At 66.4% G+C, this 19975-nt stretch carries 11 protein-coding genes and 3 rRNA genes; 7 read left to right on the top strand and 7 right to left on the bottom strand.

Annotated elements, in window-relative coordinates; all coding sequences use genetic code 11:
• Positions 1-157 precede the first annotated feature (157 nt).
• The 5 genes from FNV62_RS25075 to FNV62_RS25095 are packed head-to-tail and all read left to right on the top strand — an operon-like array spanning position 158 to position 6832.
• A complete protein-coding gene (locus FNV62_RS25075) occupies positions 158-1018 on the top strand; it encodes a hypothetical protein (protein ID WP_143608556.1) in 861 nt (286 codons plus the stop codon).
• On the top strand, positions 1008-2324 hold the full coding sequence (locus FNV62_RS25080; RefSeq protein ID WP_143608558.1) for a hypothetical protein: 1317 nt from the start codon (positions 1008-1010) through the stop codon (positions 2322-2324). Before FNV62_RS25075 ends, FNV62_RS25080 begins: the two co-directional genes overlap by 11 nt.
• On the top strand, positions 2321-3880 hold the full coding sequence (locus tag FNV62_RS25085; protein ID WP_143608559.1) for an SCO6880 family protein: 1560 nt from the start codon (positions 2321-2323) through the stop codon (positions 3878-3880). The genes FNV62_RS25080 and FNV62_RS25085 overlap by 4 nt, the downstream gene beginning before the upstream one ends.
• A gap of 14 nt (positions 3881-3894) precedes the next feature.
• A complete protein-coding gene (locus FNV62_RS25090) occupies positions 3895-5319 on the top strand; it encodes an ATP-binding protein (RefSeq protein WP_054232202.1) in 1425 nt (474 codons plus the stop codon).
• 1 nt (position 5320) lies between these two features.
• Positions 5321-6832: a type IV secretory system conjugative DNA transfer family protein gene (locus tag FNV62_RS25095; RefSeq protein WP_143608561.1), complete on the top strand. Its 1512-nt coding sequence runs from the start codon at positions 5321-5323 to the stop codon at positions 6830-6832.
• Between the two features lie 23 nt (positions 6833-6855).
• On the opposite strand, the gene FNV62_RS25100 is transcribed toward FNV62_RS25095, so the two are convergent.
• Complete coding sequence (locus FNV62_RS25100; RefSeq protein WP_143602207.1) at positions 6856-7398, bottom strand: GNAT family N-acetyltransferase; 543 nt, start codon at positions 7396-7398, stop codon at positions 6856-6858.
• 123 nt (positions 7399-7521) lie between these two features.
• On the opposite strand from FNV62_RS25100, the gene FNV62_RS25105 reads away from it, so the two are divergent.
• Entirely contained in the window at positions 7522-8283 is a 762-nt protein-coding gene (locus FNV62_RS25105) for a CDP-alcohol phosphatidyltransferase family protein (protein WP_054232199.1), read from the top strand.
• Positions 8284-8434: 151 nt separating this feature from the next.
• On the opposite strand, the gene rrf is transcribed toward FNV62_RS25105, so the two are convergent.
• From rrf to FNV62_RS25125, 4 genes are all read right to left on the bottom strand, one after another.
• A 5S ribosomal RNA gene (rrf, locus tag FNV62_RS25110) occupies positions 8435-8551 on the bottom strand.
• Between the two features lie 92 nt (positions 8552-8643).
• Positions 8644-11765: ribosomal RNA gene (locus tag FNV62_RS25115) — 23S ribosomal RNA — on the bottom strand.
• A gap of 314 nt (positions 11766-12079) precedes the next feature.
• Positions 12080-13605, bottom strand: a 16S ribosomal RNA gene (locus FNV62_RS25120).
• The 16S, 23S and 5S rRNA genes sit together here, the layout of an rRNA operon.
• Positions 13606-14271: 666 nt before the next feature.
• Positions 14272-14832 (bottom strand): MarR family winged helix-turn-helix transcriptional regulator, encoded by a 561-nt coding sequence (locus FNV62_RS25125; RefSeq protein WP_054230573.1) that lies wholly within the window; start codon positions 14830-14832, stop codon positions 14272-14274.
• 144 nt (positions 14833-14976) lie between these two features.
• On the opposite strand from FNV62_RS25125, the gene FNV62_RS25130 reads away from it, so the two are divergent.
• Positions 14977-16254, top strand: coding sequence for an MFS transporter (locus FNV62_RS25130; protein ID WP_075031346.1), 1278 nt, complete (start codon positions 14977-14979; stop codon positions 16252-16254).
• Between the two features lie 97 nt (positions 16255-16351).
• Here FNV62_RS25130 and FNV62_RS25135 read toward each other — a convergent pair whose 3' ends face one another.
• Complete coding sequence (locus FNV62_RS25135) at positions 16352-18007, bottom strand: SpoIIE family protein phosphatase (protein WP_054230575.1); 1656 nt, start codon at positions 18005-18007, stop codon at positions 16352-16354.
• Between the two features lie 242 nt (positions 18008-18249).
• On the bottom strand, positions 18250-19629 hold the full coding sequence (locus tag FNV62_RS25140; protein ID WP_060901704.1) for an NAD(P)/FAD-dependent oxidoreductase: 1380 nt from the start codon (positions 19627-19629) through the stop codon (positions 18250-18252).
• Between the last annotated feature and the right edge of the window lie 346 nt (positions 19630-19975).

Consider the following 19975-nt stretch of genomic DNA (forward strand, 5'->3'; position numbering starts at 1 on the left):
GTCTCCTCCTTCCCTGTCCGACCCACCCGTCCGTCGTGCCCACCGGCTGAGGTTGCGTTTCCCTGATGTCGAGTCACCACACCGCGTCCGCGCGGGAACCAGCACGACTACCGTCGTACTACGCGGTTCAGGAAGAGGTTGAGGGGGCGTACGCGACATGAGTCTCGGTGACGAACCCGGATACGGGGACGGCTCCCGCGGCGACGACGGGGGATACGGAGGCACGGGCCAGACCCGGACCCGCCTCCCCGACCGTCCCGGAGACGTCTACGGCGGCGCCCGCCGCGGCCGCTCCTCCTCGCGGAGCCTGGTGACGGTGGTCGGCGTCGTCGTCCTCCTCATCGCGGCCATCGCCTTCGCGAACCGTGGAGGAGACGATTCCTCTTCCTCCTCCGGAAGCGGCAACGGAGGCGGCAACGCCGGCAAGACCTCCCCCACGGCCCCCTCGGGCCAACGCCCGGTGGACACGAACACCGGGGGAATCCCCACGGGGTTCACGCACAGCGAGCAGGGCGCGCAGAGCGCGGCGGCGAACTACGCGGTGGCGCTGGGGTCGACGAGCATGTTCCAGAAGGCCGGTCGGCACAACCTGGTCGACACCCTCTACACCTCCGCCGCGGCCGGCCGGCTCCAGGGCCCGCTGGACGACGCCTACTCGACGGGCTTCCTCAACAAGCTGGGACTCGACGCGGCCGGCAACGCGCCCCAGGGCAGCACCTTCGTCTCCCGCACGATCCCCGTCGGCAGCAAGGTCGAGCGGTACAGCGCCACCGACGCCAAGGTGTCGGTCTGGTACCTGGGACTCATCGGAATGTCCGCGCAGAACTCGACCGACCCCGTCACCTCGACCTGGAAGACGTGGACCTTCGAGCTCCAGTGGTCCGGCGGGGACTGGAAGATCGTCACCGACTCGCAGAAGGACGGCCCCGCCCCGGTCCCCGGCGACGACAAGGCCGCCACCTCCGACGAGATCAGCAAGGTCATCGAGGAGTACGGAGGGTTCACTTATGCCCGGTAGCCCGCGCCGTGTACTCAAGCTCACCGGCGCCGTCGCGGCCGTACAGACCGCGGTCGTTCTGCTGGCATCCCACGCCTACGCGGCTCCACCGAGCCCGAGCCCCAGTCCCAGTGCGAGTGCGAGCGCCTCGGCCGACTCGTGCAGGCTCATCTCCGGCGAGGCCAAGAAGTACTGCGAAAAGGGCAGCACCAGTGGTGTCACCACCGACCCCGGTACCACCTCCACGCTCGACCCCCTCTCCTCGCTGGCCAAGGGCTGCGCCGAAGCCGCGTCCTGGACCATCGACAAGCTCTCCGCGGCGGTCAAGGACACGGCGAACGTCGACTTCACGAACCAGAAGTTCCTCCAGCAGTACGCCGTGGTCTTCGCCGCGTCCACCATCCTCACCCTCCTCCTGTGGCTGCTGGCCGTGGCGAAGCGGGCGGTGCGAGGCGTTCCCCTCGGCACCGCGATCTCCGAGGCGATCGGCTTCCTCTGGCTCACGGTGCTGGCGTCGGCGTTCACCCCGCTGATCCTCTACACCGTCGTCTCGGCGAGCGACGGCGTCACCGACGTCCTCGCCAAGACCACCGGCAACCAGACCGACACCTTCTTCGGCACCTTCTCCGGTGCCCTCGCCAAGGGCCAGAACATCGGCGGCGGCCCGATCATGCTGATCGTCGTCTCCCTGGTGTCGATCCTGGCCGCGGGCGTGCTGTGGCTGGAGCTCGTCATCCGCGCCGCCCTGCTGTACGTCGGCGCCCTGCTCGGCACCGTCGTCTACGCCGGGCTCGTCGACAAGAACCTGTGGGGCCACGTCCGCCGCTGGGCCGGCATCATGATCGCCGTCATCCTGGTGAAACCGGTCATCGTGATCGTGCTGGGCCTGGCCGGCGCGCTGTCGACCAACGGCGGCCCGGACTCCTTCTCCGCCGTCGTCTCCGGCCTCGCGATCATCCTGCTCGCCATCTTCGCCAGCGCGATGATCTACCGCTTCGTGCCCGGCTTCGGCGACGAGATCGCCAACGGCCGCAACAACCGCATCATGCAGGGCGCCGAAGGCAAGGCCGCGGCCGTGATCAGCTCCCCCGCCACCCTGGTCGCCCAGGGCATCAAGACCCACAGCACCCGCGCCGACAACAACGGCGCAGGCGGCGGCAACAGCCAGCCGCGCCCCGCGAACCCCGTCTCCGGAGGCGTGTCCGCCCACAGCACCCGTACGCCGAACGGAGGCGGCGGATCTGTCCCCCCCGCCGCACCCCCACCACGTACCGGCAACACCCGCAACAGCAGCAGTACCAACCGCACGGGAGGTGAAGGGCGTTGACGACCGATTCCCACGTGTCCCATCCGGTCACGCCCCGCCGTACATATCTGATCGGCCGCGCCCGGCCGAACGCGATCGTCGGCCGGAACCGCGAGTCCGGCGAGATCGCGCTCATCATCGCGGGCGCGTTCCTCGGCATGATGTGCGGCTTGCTCGTCCCCGTCCTGTCCCTGCGGATCGTGCTGCTGATGGGCTTCCCGCTGGTGGCCATCGCCGCGGTGTACATCCCGTACAAGCGCCGCACGTTCTACAAGTGGTTCGAGATCAACCGCAGTTACAAGCGCAACCTGCGCAGCGGCACGACGTACCGCAGCAGCGTCCAGGAGGCCGGTACGCGTCTGGACGGCAAGGAGGTCGAGATCGGGCCGCCGCCCGGCATCGGCCGGATCTCCTGGCTCGCGGCCCCCTTCGGCCCCGACGAGATCGCCGTACTCCTGCACGCCGACCGCCGCACCGTCACCGCCGCGATCGAGATCGAGGGCCCGGGCGTCGGCCTGCGCGACAGCGAGGACCAGGAGGCCCTCGTCGACCGCTTCGGCACGCTGCTCAAGCACGTGGCGAACGGCGACGGCTTCGTCACCCGCCTCCAGATGCTCGCCCGCACGCTCCCCGCCGACCCGGACGCCCACGCCAAGGACGTCTCCCAGCGCGGGGACGAGAAGGCACCGGCCTGGCTCCAGCAGTCCTACGACCAGCTCCAGTCCATGGTGTCCACCAGCAGCGAGCAGCACCGCGCCTACCTCGTCGCGTGCATGCACTACAACCGTGAACTCGCCGCCGAGGCCCAGGCCATGGCGCGCGCCGCCCGTCCCCAGGGCGGCAAGAAGCTGGACCGCGACGCCGGGCTCGCCGTCGTCATGGCACGCGAGCTGACCGACATCTGCTCCCGCCTCCAGGAAGCCGACATCCGCGTACGCCAGCCGCTCGGTCAGGGGCGACTGGCCTCCCTCGTGCACTCCATGTACGACCCCGACCACCCGATCGACCACATCCAGGCGATGACGAAACGCAATGCCTGGCCCGCCGAGCTCGACGCCATGGAGCCCACCTACCTCCAGGCGAAGACCCGCGAGTCCTCCACCCGCGCCCCCTGGTGCCACGCCACGGCGTGGGTGAAGGAATGGCCGATGACCCCGGTCGGCGTGAACTTCCTCGCCCCGCTCCTGGTCCACACCCCGGACGTCATCCGCACCGTCGCCGTCACGATGGACCTCGAACCCACCGAGGTCGCCATCGAGCGCATGCTGACGGAGAAGACGAACGACGACGCCGAGGCCAGCCGCCAGCTGAAGATGAACCGCACGGTCGACCCCCGTGACATCGCCTCCCACAACCGCCTGGACCAGCGCGGCGAGGACCTCGCGAGCGGCGCCGCCGGCGTCAACCTCGTCGGCTACATCACGGTCAGCTCCCGCTCCCCGGAGGCCCTCGCCCGCGACAAGCGCACCATCCGCGCCTCCGCCGGAAAGTCGTATCTGAAGCTGGAGTGGTGCGACCGCGAGCACCACCGGGCCTTCGTCAACACACTGCCGTTCGCCACCGGAATCCGCAGGTAGGAGCTGATGTTCTGATGCGGGATCCGCTGTCCGCCGCGACGGACGCCTTCACGGGCTTCCTCTTCGGCAAGGTCGAGACGACCCGCCTGCCCGTGCGCACCTCCACGGGCCAGGCCCAGGCGGTCTACCTGCCGACCGCCGCACCCGGCCTCGGCGACTCGGGCGTCATCATCGGACGCGAGGTCTACTCCGGGAAGGGCTACATCTACGACCCCTTCCAGCTGTACGGCCAGCAGCTCCCCGCGCCCCACTGGCTGGTGCTCGGCGAGTCCGGCAACGGCAAGTCGGCGCTCGAGAAGACCTACGTCCTGCGCCAACTGCGCTTCCGCGACCGCCAGGTCGTCGTGCTCGACGCACAGGGCGAGGACGGCGTCGGCGAGTGGAACCTCATCGCGGAAGAGCTGGGAATAACTCCCATCCGCCTGGACCCGACAGCGGCCCTGGACATGGGCATCCGCCTCAACCCGCTCGACCCGGCGATCACGACGACGGGCCAGCTGGCCCTGCTGCGCACGATCATCGAGGTCGCGATGGGCCACGGCCTCGACGAGCGTTCCGGCTTCGCCCTCAAGGTCGCACACGCCTATGTCAACGAGACGATCCTCGATCGCCAGCCCGTCCTGATGGACATCGTCGAACAACTACGGCACCCCGAGCCGGAGTCGGCCGAGGCGATGAACGTCGCCATAGACGACGTACGGGCGTGGGGCCTGGACGTGGCCCTGGTCCTCGACCGCCTGGTCGACGGTGACCTCAGGGGCATGTTCGACGGCCCCACGACGGTGGGCATCGACCTCGACGCCCCGCTCATCGTCTTCGACCTGTCCCACATCGACCGCAACTCCATCGCCATGCCGATCCTGATGGCGATCGTCGGCGTGTGGCTCGAACACACCTGGATCCGCCCCGACCGCAAGAAGCGCATCTTCCTGGTGGAGGAGGCGTGGCACATCATCAACAGCCCCTTCGTGGCCCAGCTCTTCCAGCGCCTGCTGAAGTTCGGCCGACGCCTGGGTCTGTCCTTCGTGGCGGTCGTCCACCACCTGTCCGACGTGGTGGACGGCGCGGCGGCCAAGGAGGCGGCCGCGATCCTGAAGATGGCGTCCACCCGGACGATCTACGCCCAGAAAGCGGACGAGGCACGGGCGACGGGCCGGGTGATCGGCCTGCCCCGGTGGGCCGTCGAGATCATCCCGACCCTGACGCCCGGTATCGCCGTCTGGGACGTCAACGGCAACGTCCAGGTGGTCAAACACCTCATCACCGAGACCGAACGCCCCCTGGTCTTCACCGACCGCGCCATGACCGAGTCCTCCGCCGACCACCTCGCCGACGACGCGCTGCGCGCCGCCGAACTCGAGGCCGAGGAGCGCGCCGCGGCCTTCGTGGAGCAGCACCTCGCCGATCTCGACGGTTCGTCCGAGTCCACGGTGGCGTGAGATGAGCCGGGACGGGCGGGACCGCCGCAAGGCGGAGAGCGAGGGCGGCATCCCGGACGGCCTGCTGGTCGGGGTGCTCGCCTTCCTTCTCGGCATGACCTTCCTGATCTGGTCGGCCACCGGGCTCGCCGGCTGGTTCGCCCACGGCGCCTGGCCGAACGCGGTCACCTTCGCCCGTACGCCGCTGGCCCTGCGGCACCTCATCGGGCACCCGCACGACGTGACGGGCGCCTGGCCGGACACCCCCGCGGACCAGCTCTCGGGATACGGGCTCTTCTGGGGCCTGTTCATCGGCCAGCTGATGGTGCTGGTCGTGATGGCCGTCTTCGTGATGGGGACGTGGGCACGGTGGCGTGCGGTCCGAGCGAGACGCAGGGCGGGGGCGTACGCGAGACAGGCGCCGACGCCGGTACCTGAACCGGCTCCGGCCCCCGTCGCCGAACAGGTCCCCCCGCATCACGAGGTCCCGCTGCCTCGACCCGAGCCGCAGCCGGCCGAGCTGTCCAAGGAGACCTCGCAGCCACCGCTTTCGACGGCTTCTTTGGCAGCGGACGGTAAACGGGTGGGCGGGTGGGAAGGAACCCGCGCCGCAGGCGCGCTCATCCTCGGCCCCGCCGAAACCCGCCGCCCCACCGCGACGCAGGCCGTACGAGACGCGGACGGCCCCGCCCTGGTGGTCACCTCCAACCCCGCCATCTGGTCGGAAACCAAGGACGCCAGAGCCAAACTCGGCCCCGTCCTCCTCTACGACCCCTCTCACCTCTGCGACACCCCGGCCCGCCTCCACTGGTCCCCCTCCACCGGCTGCGAGGACAAGGCGACGGCCGCGTCGAGAGCCATCGCCCTCCTCGGCCCCGTACGCCCCACCGCCAAGGTCGACCAGGCCATGGCAGACGTCGCCGAAACGCTCCTGCGCAGCTATCTGCACGCCGCCGCGGTGGAGGGCAAGGCCTTCCGCCACGTCCACCGCTGGGCCCAGGGCACCCAGGTGCAGGACGCCGTACGAGCCCTCCGCACGAACCCCAAGGCCGCCTCCGGCGCGGCGGGCGAACTCGAGGCCGCCCTCACCTCACACCCGGAACGCCGCGACATAGCACAGGAGTTGACGGCCCGCGCTCTGTCCGCCCTCTTCACGGTCAACGTGCGCGAATCCTGCACCCCGAACCGAAGTGACGCCCTCGTGCTGGATTCCTTCGTCAACGAAGGGGGCACGCTCTATGTGGTCGGTGAACCCATCGAGGACCCCAAGGCGAACCCCGGCGCGATGCCGCTCCTGACGGCCCTCGCCTCAAGCGTGGTCGAGCGCGGCCGGCGCATGGCCGAACGGTCATCCTCCGGTCGCCTCGACCCACCACTTACGCTCGTCCTGGACGACGTCGCCGCGGTGGCCCCGCTCCCCCAGCTCCCGGAGCTGCTCGCCACCGGAGCCGACCAGGGCCTGCCCACCCTGGCCCTCCTCCGCTCCCAGGAGCAGGCCAGGGCCCGCTGGCCCCAGCACGAACTCCCGGTCTGACGGCACCTACGACCTGACGGCACCTACGACCTGACGATCACAAACTCCAGATCGCGGGTCCCCTCGTTCCCCTGGGATGCCACGGATCCCCCGGTCGGCACGAACCCCGTCTTGCGGTAGAAGGCCTCGGCGCGCCCGTTCTTCTCGTGCACGAACAGCCGTACACGTTCAAGCCCGCGCTCCCAGGCCCAGGCGAGAGCGCCGTCGACGAGCGCGTCCGTCACACCGCTCCCCCGGTGCTCGGCCCGCACGAAGACACCGACCAGATGCCCCTGGTCCTGGTCGATCACGGCATCGAAGAAGTCCTGCTGCCCGGCCTTCTCGACCAGCATGACCACGGAACCCGCCCACACCCCGTCCGGCCCGACCGCGACGAACTGCCGCGCCCCGTCCCCCTCGGCGGCACCTTCCGCCCGCTCCTGCCAGAACGAGTCGGGCCGGGCCGCCGACTGCTCGTAGGTCTCGAGGAACGCGAGATGCGCGACCGGGTCCTGCAGGGCGGCAAGCCTCAACTCCTTGACCGCGGGCCACTCGTCGGACCTTATGGAACGAATCACATGGTTCATGGAACCCACCGTAGTCTTCGCGTCCGACGTCGCTCACCTGAATTCCACCCTGCCGATCCCCGCCGTCCTGGACCCCGTCATGCTCTTCCCTGTACTCACATTGATCCCAGGGGAGAAAGCCGCATGACCAAGGTCCAACTAGAGGAACTCCGCGAGGTCATCCACCCCGCGGGCAAGCTGGAGAGCAGGGCGGAACACTGGGCCGGCCGCCTTTACATGCGATCGCTCTCCCTGCGGGTGACCCGGCTGATGCTGGGCACCCGCGTCTCGCCGAACCAGATCACGACGGTCATGGTCTTCGCGGGCGTACTCTCCGGAGTCGCCCTGGTCGTCCCCGGCCTGGGCGGGGCCGTACTGTCCGTCCTCTTCATGCAGTTGTATCTGCTCCTGGACTGCGTGGACGGCGAAGTGGCCCGCTGGCGACGCCAGTTCAGCCCGCTCGGCGTCTACCTGGACCGCCTCGGCGCCTACCTCGCCGACGCCGCGGTCATGGTCGGCATGGGCATCCGCGCCGCCGAACTCGGCCTGAACCTCTACCTGGTGGCCGGCCTGGCGGCCGCGATCGGCGTGCTGCTCCTGAAGTCGTCCTCGGACCTCGTCCACGTGGCCCGCTCCGACAGCGGCATGCAGAAGGCCACCGACCAGTCCGTCGTCCCGCGCTCCAGCGGCCTCGCCCGGGTCCGCCGCCTCACCTCGGCCGTCGGCCTCCACCGCCTGGTCAACGGCATCGAGTGCACCATCCTGCTGCTCGTGACGGCGATCGTCGACCTGGCGCTCGGCGACCTGACGGCGACGAAGATCGCGACCGTGGCCGTGACGGCGATCGTCTGGCTGCTGGTCCCCGCGCACATCGTCTCGATCGTCGCGTCGTCCCGCCTGAAGTAACCGGGTCACCTGCAAGGACCCGAGTGAGTGCATGCGGGGCCGGTGTCCGGCCCCGCATGCACCCGCCGCCTCCGCAGCCGGACACAGGAGTGAACGCAAAAAAGCCCCAACTTCGGGTACCTACCCGAAGTTGGGGCTCTTCTCAAAATTTGTTCGGCGGCGTCCTACTCTCCCACAGGGTCCCCCCTGCAGTACCATCGGCGCTGTGAGGCTTAGCTTCCGGGTTCGGAATGTAACCGGGCGTTTCCCTCACGCTATGACCACCGAAACACTATGAAACTGTAACTACCGCACCATTGCCGTGGCCCGACAACGGGGTTGTTCGTGGTTTCAGAACCAACACAGTGGACGCGAGCAACTGAGGACAAGCCCTCGGCCTATTAGTACCGGTCACCTCCAGCGGTTACCCGCCTTCCAGATCCGGCCTATCAACCCAGTCGTCTACTGGGAGCCTTAACCCCTCAAAGGGGGTGGGAATACTCATCTCGAAGCAGGCTTCCCGCTTAGATGCTTTCAGCGGTTATCCCTCCCGAACGTAGCCAACCAGCCATGCCCTTGGCAGGACAACTGGCACACCAGAGGTTCGTCCGTCCCGGTCCTCTCGTACTAGGGACAGCCCTTCTCAATATTCCTACGCGCGCAGCGGATAGGGACCGAACTGTCTCACGACGTTCTAAACCCAGCTCGCGTACCGCTTTAATGGGCGAACAGCCCAACCCTTGGGACCGACTCCAGCCCCAGGATGCGACGAGCCGACATCGAGGTGCCAAACCATCCCGTCGATATGGACTCTTGGGGAAGATCAGCCTGTTATCCCCGGGGTACCTTTTATCCGTTGAGCGACGGCGCTTCCACAAGCCACCGCCGGATCACTAGTCCCGACTTTCGTCCCTGCTCGACCCGTCGGTCTCACAGTCAAGCTCCCTTGTGCACTTACACTCAACACCTGATTACCAACCAGGCTGAGGGAACCTTTGGGCGCCTCCGTTACTCTTTAGGAGGCAACCGCCCCAGTTAAACTACCCATCAGACACTGTCCCTGATCCGGATCACGGACCCAGGTTAGACATCCAGCACGACCAGAGTGGTATTTCAACGACGACTCCACAACAGCTGGCGCTGCCGCTTCAAAGTCTCCCACCTATCCTACACAAGCCGAACCGAACACCAATATCAAACTGTAGTAAAGGTCCCGGGGTCTTTCCGTCCTGCTGCGCGAAACGAGCATCTTTACTCGTAGTGCAATTTCACCGGGCCTATGGTTGAGACAGTCGAGAAGTCGTTACGCCATTCGTGCAGGTCGGAACTTACCCGACAAGGAATTTCGCTACCTTAGGATGGTTATAGTTACCACCGCCGTTTACTGGCGCTTAAGTTCTCAGCTTCGCCACCCCGAAGAGTGACTAACCGGTCCCCTTAACGTTCCAGCACCGGGCAGGCGTCAGTCCGTATACATCGCCTTACGGCTTCGCACGGACCTGTGTTTTTAGTAAACAGTCGCTTCTCGCTGGTCTCTGCGGCCACCCCCAGCTCAAGGAGTAAATCCTCTCACCGGTGATGGCCCCCCTTCTCCCGAAGTTACGGGGGCATTTTGCCGAGTTCCTTAACCATAGTTCACCCGAACGCCTCGGTATTCTCTACCTGACCACCTGAGTCGGTTTAGGGTACGGGCCGCCATGAAACTCGCTAGAGGCTTTTCTCGACAGCATAGGATCATCCACTTCACCACAATCGGCTCGGCATCAGGTCTCAGACTATGTGCCAGGCGGATTTACCTACCTGACGTCCTACACCCTTACCCCGGGACAACCACCGCCCGGGATGGACTACCTTCCTGCGTCACCCCATCACTCACCTACTGCAGGTCTGGTCCGTCGGCTCCACCACTCCCCTTTGCCCGAAGGCTCCGGGGCGGCTTCACGGACTTAGCATCGCCTGGTTCAATGTTTGACGCTTCACAGCGGGTACCGGAATATCAACCGGTTATCCATCGACTACGCCTGTCGGCCTCGCCTTAGGTCCCGACTTACCCTGGGCAGATCAGCTTGACCCAGGAACCCTTAGTCAATCGGCGCACACGTTTCTCACGTGTGTATCGCTACTCATGCCTGCATTCTCACTCGTGAACCGTCCACCACTGCCTTCCGGCGCGGCTTCACCCGGCACACGACGCTCCCCTACCCATCACAGCCGCCGTTGGGCGTATTGCTGCAATGACACGACTTCGGCGGTACGCTTGAGCCCCGCTACATTGTCGGCGCGGAATCACTAGACCAGTGAGCTATTACGCACTCTTTCAAGGGTGGCTGCTTCTAAGCCAACCTCCTGGTTGTCTCTGCGACTCCACATCCTTTCCCACTTAGCGTACGCTTAGGGGCCTTAGTCGATGCTCTGGGCTGTTTCCCTCTCGACCATGGAGCTTATCCCCCACAGTCTCACTGCCGCGCTCTCACTTACCGGCATTCGGAGTTTGGCTAAGGTCAGTAACCCGGTAGGGCCCATCGCCTATCCAGTGCTCTACCTCCGGCAAGAAACACACGACGCTGCACCTAAATGCATTTCGGGGAGAACCAGCTATCACGGAGTTTGATTGGCCTTTCACCCCTAACCACAGGTCATCCCCCAGGTTTTCAACCCTGGTGGGTTCGGTCCTCCACGACCTCTTACAGCCGCTTCAACCTGCCCATGGCTAGATCACTCCGCTTCGGGTCTTGAGCGCGCTACTAAATCGCCCTATTCGGACTCGCTTTCGCTACGGCTTCCCCACACGGGTTAACCTCGCAACACACCGCAAACTCGCAGGCTCATTCTTCAAAAGGCACGCAGTCACGAGGCAAGCACAAGTGCTTGCCCGACGCTCCCACGGCTTGTAGGCACACGGTTTCAGGTACTATTTCACTCCGCTCCCGCGGTACTTTTCACCATTCCCTCACGGTACTATCCGCTATCGGTCACCAGGGAATATTTAGGCTTAGCGGGTGGTCCCGCCAGATTCACACGGGATTTCTCGGGCCCCGTGCTACTTGGGTGTTTCTCAAACGAGCCGTTGACGTTTCGACTACGGGGGTCTTACCCTCTACGCCGGACCTTTCGCATGTCCTTCGCCTACATCAACGGTTTCTGACTCGTCTCACGGCCGGCAGACCGTGAAAGAGAAATCCCACAACCCCACATACGCAACCCCTGCCGGGTCTCACACGCATATGGTTTGGCCTCATCCAGTTTCGCTCGCCACTACTCCCGGAATCACGGTTGTTTTCTCTTCCTGCGGGTACTGAGATGTTTCACTTCCCCGCGTTCCCTCCACATACCCTATGTGTTCAGGTATGGGTGACAGCCCATGACGACTGCCGGGTTTCCCCATTCGGAAACCCCCGGATCAAAGCCTGGTTGACGACTCCCCGGGGACTATCGTGGCCTCCCACGTCCTTCATCGGTTCCTGGTGCCAAGGCATCCACCGTGCGCCCTTAAAAACTTGGCCACAGATGCTCGCGTCCACTGTGCAGTTCTCAAACAACGACCAACCACCCATCACCCCGAACCTTCCGGTTCGAGTGCACTGGGGCCGGCACTGAAGGCAGCCAATCGGCCATACCCTCAGACACCCAACAGCGTGCCCGGCACCCTCGCCGCTTCCCTCATTCGTTCCACGCCCCGAAGAGCAGTACTGGAAGGAGAAGACAGTCAAGTGCGCCGAATAATCAACGTTCCACCCATGAGCAACCACCGTCGAACGTGTGCCGACGTAATGGCCCTGGACCACCGGGCAAGCCCGGCAGCCTAGATGCTCCTTAGAAAGGAGGTGATCCAGCCGCACCTTCCGGTACGGCTACCTTGTTACGACTTCGTCCCAATCGCCAGTCCCACCTTCGACAGCTCCCTCCCACAAGGGGTTGGGCCACCGGCTTCGGGTGTTACCGACTTTCGTGACGTGACGGGCGGTGTGTACAAGGCCCGGGAACGTATTCACCGCAGCAATGCTGATCTGCGATTACTAGCAACTCCGACTTCATGGGGTCGAGTTGCAGACCCCAATCCGAACTGAGACAGGCTTTTTGAGATTCGCTCCGCCTCACGGCTTCGCAGCTCATTGTACCTGCCATTGTAGCACGTGTGCAGCCCAAGACATAAGGGGCATGATGACTTGACGTCGTCCCCACCTTCCTCCGAGTTGACCCCGGCAGTCTCCTGTGAGTCCCCATCACCCCGAAGGGCATGCTGGCAACACAGAACAAGGGTTGCGCTCGTTGCGGGACTTAACCCAACATCTCACGACACGAGCTGACGACAGCCATGCACCACCTGTACACCGACCACAAGGGGGGCACTATCTCTAATGCTTTCCGGTGTATGTCAAGCCTTGGTAAGGTTCTTCGCGTTGCGTCGAATTAAGCCACATGCTCCGCTGCTTGTGCGGGCCCCCGTCAATTCCTTTGAGTTTTAGCCTTGCGGCCGTACTCCCCAGGCGGGGAACTTAATGCGTTAGCTGCGGCACCGACGACGTGGAATGTCGCCAACACCTAGTTCCCACCGTTTACGGCGTGGACTACCAGGGTATCTAATCCTGTTCGCTCCCCACGCTTTCGCTCCTCAGCGTCAGTAATGGCCCAGAGATCCGCCTTCGCCACCGGTGTTCCTCCTGATATCTGCGCATTTCACCGCTACACCAGGAATTCCGATCTCCCCTACCACACTCTAGCTAGCCCGTATCGAATGCAGACCCGGGGTTAAGCCCCGGGCTTTCACACCCGACGTGACAAGCCGCCTACGAGCTCTTTACGCCCAATAATTCCGGACAACGCTTGCGCCCTACGTATTACCGCGGCTGCTGGCACGTAGTTAGCCGGCGCTTCTTCTGCAGGTACCGTCACTTTCGCTTCTTCCCTGCTGAAAGAGGTTTACAACCCGAAGGCCGTCATCCCTCACGCGGCGTCGCTGCATCAGGCTTTCGCCCATTGTGCAATATTCCCCACTGCTGCCTCCCGTAGGAGTCTGGGCCGTGTCTCAGTCCCAGTGTGGCCGGTCGCCCTCTCAGGCCGGCTACCCGTCGTCGCCTTGGTGAGCCACTACCTCACCAACAAGCTGATAGGCCGCGGGCTCATCCTTCACCGCCGGAGCTTTTAACCCACCCGGATGCCCGGGCAGGTGTTATCCGGTATTAGACCCCGTTTCCAGGGCTTGTCCCAGAGTGAAGGGCAGATTGCCCACGTGTTACTCACCCGTTCGCCACTAATCCACCCCGAAGGGCTTCATCGTTCGACTTGCATGTGTTAAGCACGCCGCCAGCGTTCGTCCTGAGCCAGGATCAAACTCTCCGTGAATGTTTTCCCGTAATCGGGACGACACCACGAGAGCGGAACCAAGAGGAGGAATAATCCCCTCGGTTCACAGCGTCCTCGCTGTGCGCCCACCGAGACCATGCCCGGCAGGACTTCTTCAAAGGAACCTCGCCCCGACCGATCGGCCGGAGACGGGGTATCAACATATCTGGCGTTGATTTTTGGCACGCTGTTGAGTTCTCAAGGAACGGACGCTTCCTTTGTACTCACCCTCTCGGGCTTTCCTCCGGGCGCTTCCCTTCGGTCCTGCTTTGTTCTTGCGTTTCCGACTCTATCAGACCGTTTCCCGATCCGATTTCCTCGGCGTTTTCCAGGTTTCCGCTTTCGCGTTTCCCTTTCCGGCGGTTCCGACTCTATCAGATCCTTTCGGGCCTGATTCCCAGTCAGCGGGGCTTGTCTTCCCGGCCCTTGGGCCGTTCCGACGTCCCAAACTTTAGCGGATCCTCTCGGCAGTTCCTAATCGGACCGCCGCGCCCCAAGCAAATTGAATTCGGGCACGCCGAATTCACCCGTTTGGGAGATCGTGCTGGTGGTTGGGGTGCCGCTTCTGCGGCGGAGGTGCTGCCGCAGAACCGTTACGGCCCCGTGGCAACTCGGAGAACTTTACGGATCCAGCAGGGTGGTGTCAACCATCCCTGTCAAGATCTTTTAATCGAGGTCGCTGAGCCGGCCGCCCGCGTCCGGCTGGGCGTGCTCCACGCGTCGTAGAAGACGCGTCAGGACCTCGCCGAGGACACCGCGCTCGTCGGCGGACAGGTCCTGGAGGAGGTCCTCCTCGAAGACCGTGGCGAGGCGCATGGCCTCCAGCCACTTCTCGCGCCCCTCGTCCGTGAGCTCCACGATCACGCGGACGCGGTTCGACTCGTCGCGCTCCCGGGTGACCAGACCCTCCGCGACCATCCGGTCGATTCGGTGGGTCATCGCGGCCGGGGTCAGGCCCAGCCGCTTGGCGAGGTCGCTGGGGCCCATCCGGTACGGCTCGCCGGACAGGACGAGGGCCTTGAGGACCTCCCACTCGGCGTTGCTGATGCCGAGGGTGGCGGTCTGGCGGCCGTAGGCGACGTTCATACGGCGGTTGAGGCGGCCGAGGGCCGCCACGATCTTCTCGACCTGGGGGTCGAGGTCCCGGAACTCGCGCTGGTAGGCGGCAATCTGTTCGTCGAGTGTCGGCTCGGTTGTCGGCGCGGTGAGGCCGGGGGTGTCGCCCATGTCCGAAGTATCGCACGGGCTCGCTTGGCGTTGAAGTCCTTGAAGCTGTACAGTTCAACATCTAACTTTAGCTTCGAAGTCTTCAGGTCTGCATCCATGCACGCCGAAGCTTCACGACCAAGGCAGGTGAAAGTGACCAGGGCGATGGGCGCAGCGATGCGCCGGATCCACGTGGGCAACGCACTCGGAGCGTTCGGGCTCGGCTTTACCGTCCCCTTCCTCTACGTCTATGTGGCGCAGGTACGGGGACTCGGCTCCATGACGGCGGGCCTCGTGCTCGCCGTCTTCGCCGTGGCCGCTCTCGTGGTGCTGCCGTTCGCCGGACGGGCCATCGTCCTGCGCGGCCCGCTGCCGGTCCTGCTCACCGCCCTGGTCACCGCCGCCTTCGGGGCGCTGAGCCTGGGGCTCGCGAGCAACGCCACGGCCGTACTGCTGTCGGCGGCGGCGCTCGGTGCGGGACAAGCGGTCATGCAGCCGGCGCTGGCGACGATGATCGTGGACTGCTCGACGGCGGACACACGCTCGCGCGCCTTCGCGACACAGTTCTTCCTGCAGAACCTCGGGCTCGGCGTGGGTGGCCTGATCGGCGGGCACATCGTCGACACGACCCGCGCGAGTTCGTTCACGCTGCTGTTCGCGATCGAGGCGGCGATGTTCCTGGTGCTGGTCGTGATCATGGCGACCGTGCGGGTGCCGCACGCGCCGCGGATCGAGGGGGACGCGCCGCAGGCCGAGGGCGGCAGCTGGAAGCAGCTGCTGGGCAACCGGGCCATGGTGCAGCTGTCCGTGCTGGGCTTCGTGCTGTTCTTCGCCTGCTACGGGCAGTTCGAGTCGGGGCTGTCGGCGTACGGCGTCGAGGCGGCCGGGATCTCGACCTCGGCGCTCGGTACGGCGATGGCGGCGAACACGGCGATGATCGTGGTGGCGCAGTTCGCGGTGCTGAAGTTCGTCGAGCGCCGCAAGCGGTCGCGGGTGATCGCGGCGGTGGGCCTCATCTGGGCCGTGGCGTGGCTGGCCGCCGGATACGCGGGGCTGGGACACGGCAGCCAGACGATGGCGACGGCGGCGTTCGTCTCGACGTACGCGCTGTTCGGACTCGGTGAGGCGATGCTGTCGCCGACGGTCGCGCCACTGGTCGCGGATCTCGCGCCGACGGGACTGGCCGGCCAGTACAACTCCGCCTTCGCCCTGGTGAAGCAGCTCGCGCTGGCCGTCGGTCCGGCGGTGGGCGGTCCGATGGGGGCCTCGCTGCACGGTCCGTACGTCGTGACGTTTCTGCTCTTCTCGCTCGGCATCACGTTCCTGGCGCTGCGGCTCGGGCGGCAGCTCAGCCCCGTACAGAACCAGCCGTGGCTGGCGAAGAGCCGGGTGGTGGCTCAGGGCGGGGCGGCACCCGCGGAGCCGGTACGGGCGAGCGCCTGACGGAGGCTCGTACGACGTTCGTACGACGGCTGTCACCACGTTTCACCGTGGCGGCAGCCGTCTCCTGTTTCTCAGGGAACACACCTGGGGCAGGGGGTCAGCCGGCGGTGCGGGGGAGGGCGAACTCGCACCAGACCGCCTTGCCTCCCCCGGGCGTACGCCGTGACCCCCAGCCGGAAGCGATCGTCGCGACGATCGCGATACCGCGGCCGGCCTCGTCGGCGGGCTCGGCGCGACGCCGACGCGGCAGATGGTCGTCGCCGTCGGTCACCTCGATGATGAGGCGGCGGTCGGTACGGCGCAGCCGAAGGCGCATCGGCGGGGTGCCGTGCTGGAGGGAGTTGGCGACCAGTTCGCTGGTGGCGAGGACGCCGAGGTCATGGAGGTCGGACGGGAAACGCCAACTCGTCAGTACGCCGGAGGCGAAGGCACGCGCGCGTGGAGCCGCTTCCACCCCGCCCAGCAGCTCCAAGGCCGCGTTGCGGAAGAGCTCGCCGTCGGGGCCCGTACGGGCGGGGTGCTGGAGGACGAGGACGGCCACGTCGTCGTCGTGGTCGGCGGTGACGCCCGCGGAGCGGACGAGGCGGTCGCAGACGACCTGGGGCGTGCCCGTCGCCCCCGCGAGGGCGCGCTCCAGGGACGCGATCCCCTCGTCGAGGTCCTCGTTGCGGCGCTCGACCAGGCCGTCGGTGTAGAGGACGGCCGTGGAGCCGGGGCCCAGCGGGACCGAGCCCGAGGCGTGCATCCAGCCGCCGGTGCCGAGCGGCGGTCCGGTGGGTTCGTCGGCGCGGATCACGGTGCCGTGCTCGTCGCGGACGAGGATCGGGAGGTGGCCCGCGGAGGCGTACACGAGCCGCCCCTCGTTGGGGTCGTGGACGGCGTACGCGCAGGTGGCGATCTGGTTGGCGTCGATCTCCGTGGCGAGTCCGTCGAGGAGTTGCAGGACCTCGTGCGGGGGCAGGTCGAGGCGGGCGTACGCGCGTACGGCGGTGCGCAGTTGGCCCATGACGGCCGCGGCCCGCACTCCGCGGCCCATCACGTCGCCGATGACGAGCGCGGTGCGGCCGCCGCCGAGGGTGATCACGTCGTACCAGTCGCCGCCGACCGCGGCCTCGGTGCCGCCGGGCTGGTAGGTGGCGGCGACGCGCAGGTCGTCGGGTTCTTCCAGCTCCTGGGGGAGCAGGGAGCGCTGGAGGGTGACGGCGGTCTCGCGCTGGCGGCGCTCGCTGGCGCGCAGTCGCTCGGCGGCCTCGGCGTGGTCGGTGACGTCGGTGGCGAAGACGAGTACGCCGCCGTCCTGGCCGTCCGGGGTGGCGTCGACGGGCGTGCAGGTGAAGGTGTACGAGCGACCGCCGGGGGCTTTGCGGGACTTGACCGTGCGCGGCTTGGCGCTGCGCAGCACCTGGTCGAGGAGCGGGAGCAGGCCGATCTCCGCGAGCTCGGGCAGCGCCTCACGTGCGGGTTCGCCGACGGGTCGGGCGCCGAAGGCCGCCACGTAGGCGTCGTTGACGTAGGCCACGCGGTGGTCGTGGCCGTGCACGAGGGCGACGAGGGCCGGGACGCGGTCGAGGACCTCGCGCACGGGCAGGTCGTCGACGGCGGGGACGGGCGGTGCGTCGTCGGTCAGCTGCTCGGCGCGGGCCGCGGGCACGGAGCCCTCGCCTCGACGGTCCGGGGAGGCCGTGTGTTCGGTCCGCGCCGCGGCGCGGCGCTGCGTTCCGGGGAGCCGGGCGCTCCAGCGGGTGAAGTTCACCGAATCCTTGCCTCGTGATTGTCGTCTCCGGTCGGCTCCGGAATCCGGCCGGGGGTCCGGCCCGCAGCCGGAGCCACTGGAGCGCTGCCTCCCTGATCGGAACCCGGGAAATGCGGCGCTGGGGAAGAAGCCTGTGGGTGCGAATGAGCGAACCGTCGGCCCGCCCAAGGTCGGGACCAGTCTGGCCGACCGGACCCACATCCGTCAGACGCCTGCCTGATCGGTGGAGTTCCTGCGTCCGGTCAGGACGACCCCTTCGGGTCGAGCTTCGGGTCGATGGGATGCTTTCCACCGGCCGCGAGTTCGAACTCCGCTCGAGGATGTTCGAGCGATCCGAGGGACACGATCTCCCTTTTGAAGAGCCCCGCCAAGGTCCATTCGGCGAGTACACGGGCCTTGCGGTTGAAGGTCGGCACCCTGCTCAGATGGTAGACGCGGTGCATGAACCAGGCAGGATAGCCCTTCAGCTTGCGCCCGTAGACGTGCGCGACACCCTTGTGCAGCCCGAGGGACGCCACCGAGCCGACGTACTTGTGGGAGTACGTCTCCAGGGGCTCCTCGCGCAGGGAGTGGGCGATGTTGTCGCCGAGGACCTTGGCCTGGCGTACCGCGTGCTGGGCGTTGGGCGCGGTCTCCTTGCCGGGCTCCCCGACGGTGACGTCGGGGACGGCGGCCGCGTCTCCCGCCGCCCACGCGTGCGGGGCGCCGTCGACGGTCAGTTCCGCGGTGCACTTGAGCCGGCCGCGCCCGTTGAGGGGGAGGTCGGTGGCGGCCAGGATCGGGTGCGGTTTCACGCCGGCGGTCCACACGACCGTGCGCGTGGGGAAGCGGGCGCCGTCGCTGAGGACGGCGATCCGGTCCGCGCAGGAGTCGAGACGGGTTTCGAGGCGTACGTCGATGTTGCGGCGGCGCAGCTGGGTGACCGTGTACTTGCCCATCTCCTCGCCGACCTCGGGGAGGATGCGGTTCGAGGCCTCGACGAGGATCCACTTCATGTCGTCGGCGTTGACGTTGTGGTAGTAGCGGGCGGCGTAGCGGGCCATGTCCTCGAGTTCGCCGAGCGCCTCCACACCCGCGTAACCGCCTCCCACGAAGACGAAGGTCAGGGCGGCGTCGCGGATCGCGGGGTCGCGGGTGGAGGAGGCGATGTCCATCTGCTCGATGACGTGGTTGCGCAGCCCGATGGCCTCCTCGATGGTCTTGAAGCCGATGGCGTAGTCGGCGAGTCCGGGGATCGGGAGGGCGCGTGAGACCGAGCCGGGGGCGAGGACGAGTTCGTCGTACGTGATCTGCTCGGTGCCCGCGCCCTCCTCGGCGGTGGCGAGCGTACTGAGCGTCGCGGTGCGCTTGGCGTGGTCGATGCTGTGGGCCTCGCCGACCACGATCCGGCACCGGTCGAGGACCCTGCGCAGCGGGACCACCACGTGACGCGGCGAGATCAGGCCCGCGGCGGCTTCGGGAAGGAACGGCTGATACGTCATATAGGGGTCGGGGGAGACGACGGTGATCTCGACCTCGCCCCGATTCAGTTCCGGCTTCAACTTTCGCTGGAGGCGCAGGGCGGTGTACATCCCGACGTAGCCGCCGCCGACGATGAGAATGCGCACAGGTTCCTTCACCATCCCATGACGCACCCCGCTCTTGAGTTTGTCCACAGGCTCGACAATTTGTGTGACCGACGGCCGGGGGCCCGAGGGGTTGCCCCGTTTGCCGGAGTGCGGGAAGAGTGCGCAGGTCAGAGGGGGTGATCGGGGGGTTCGGAGGGGGCGTAATCGGGAGGTAACCGACCCGTACTCCGATCGGGGGGCGCTCCGTGCGGAACCTGCCCCTTCTGAATTGACCCCCACTCAACTATGTTCGTGTGTCGACGGGGTGTAGGGGGATGCGCTCGACGAGTCCGCACGACGGGTTCGTGAATCAAGCTTGTTCCGCTCGCTCCGGCTTCCAATGGCGGGGAGAGTCTCCGGG

The sequence above is a fragment of the Streptomyces sp. RLB3-17 genome, from assembly GCF_007113425.2.
Lineage (GTDB): Bacteria > Actinomycetota > Actinomycetes > Streptomycetales > Streptomycetaceae > Streptomyces > Streptomyces mirabilis_D.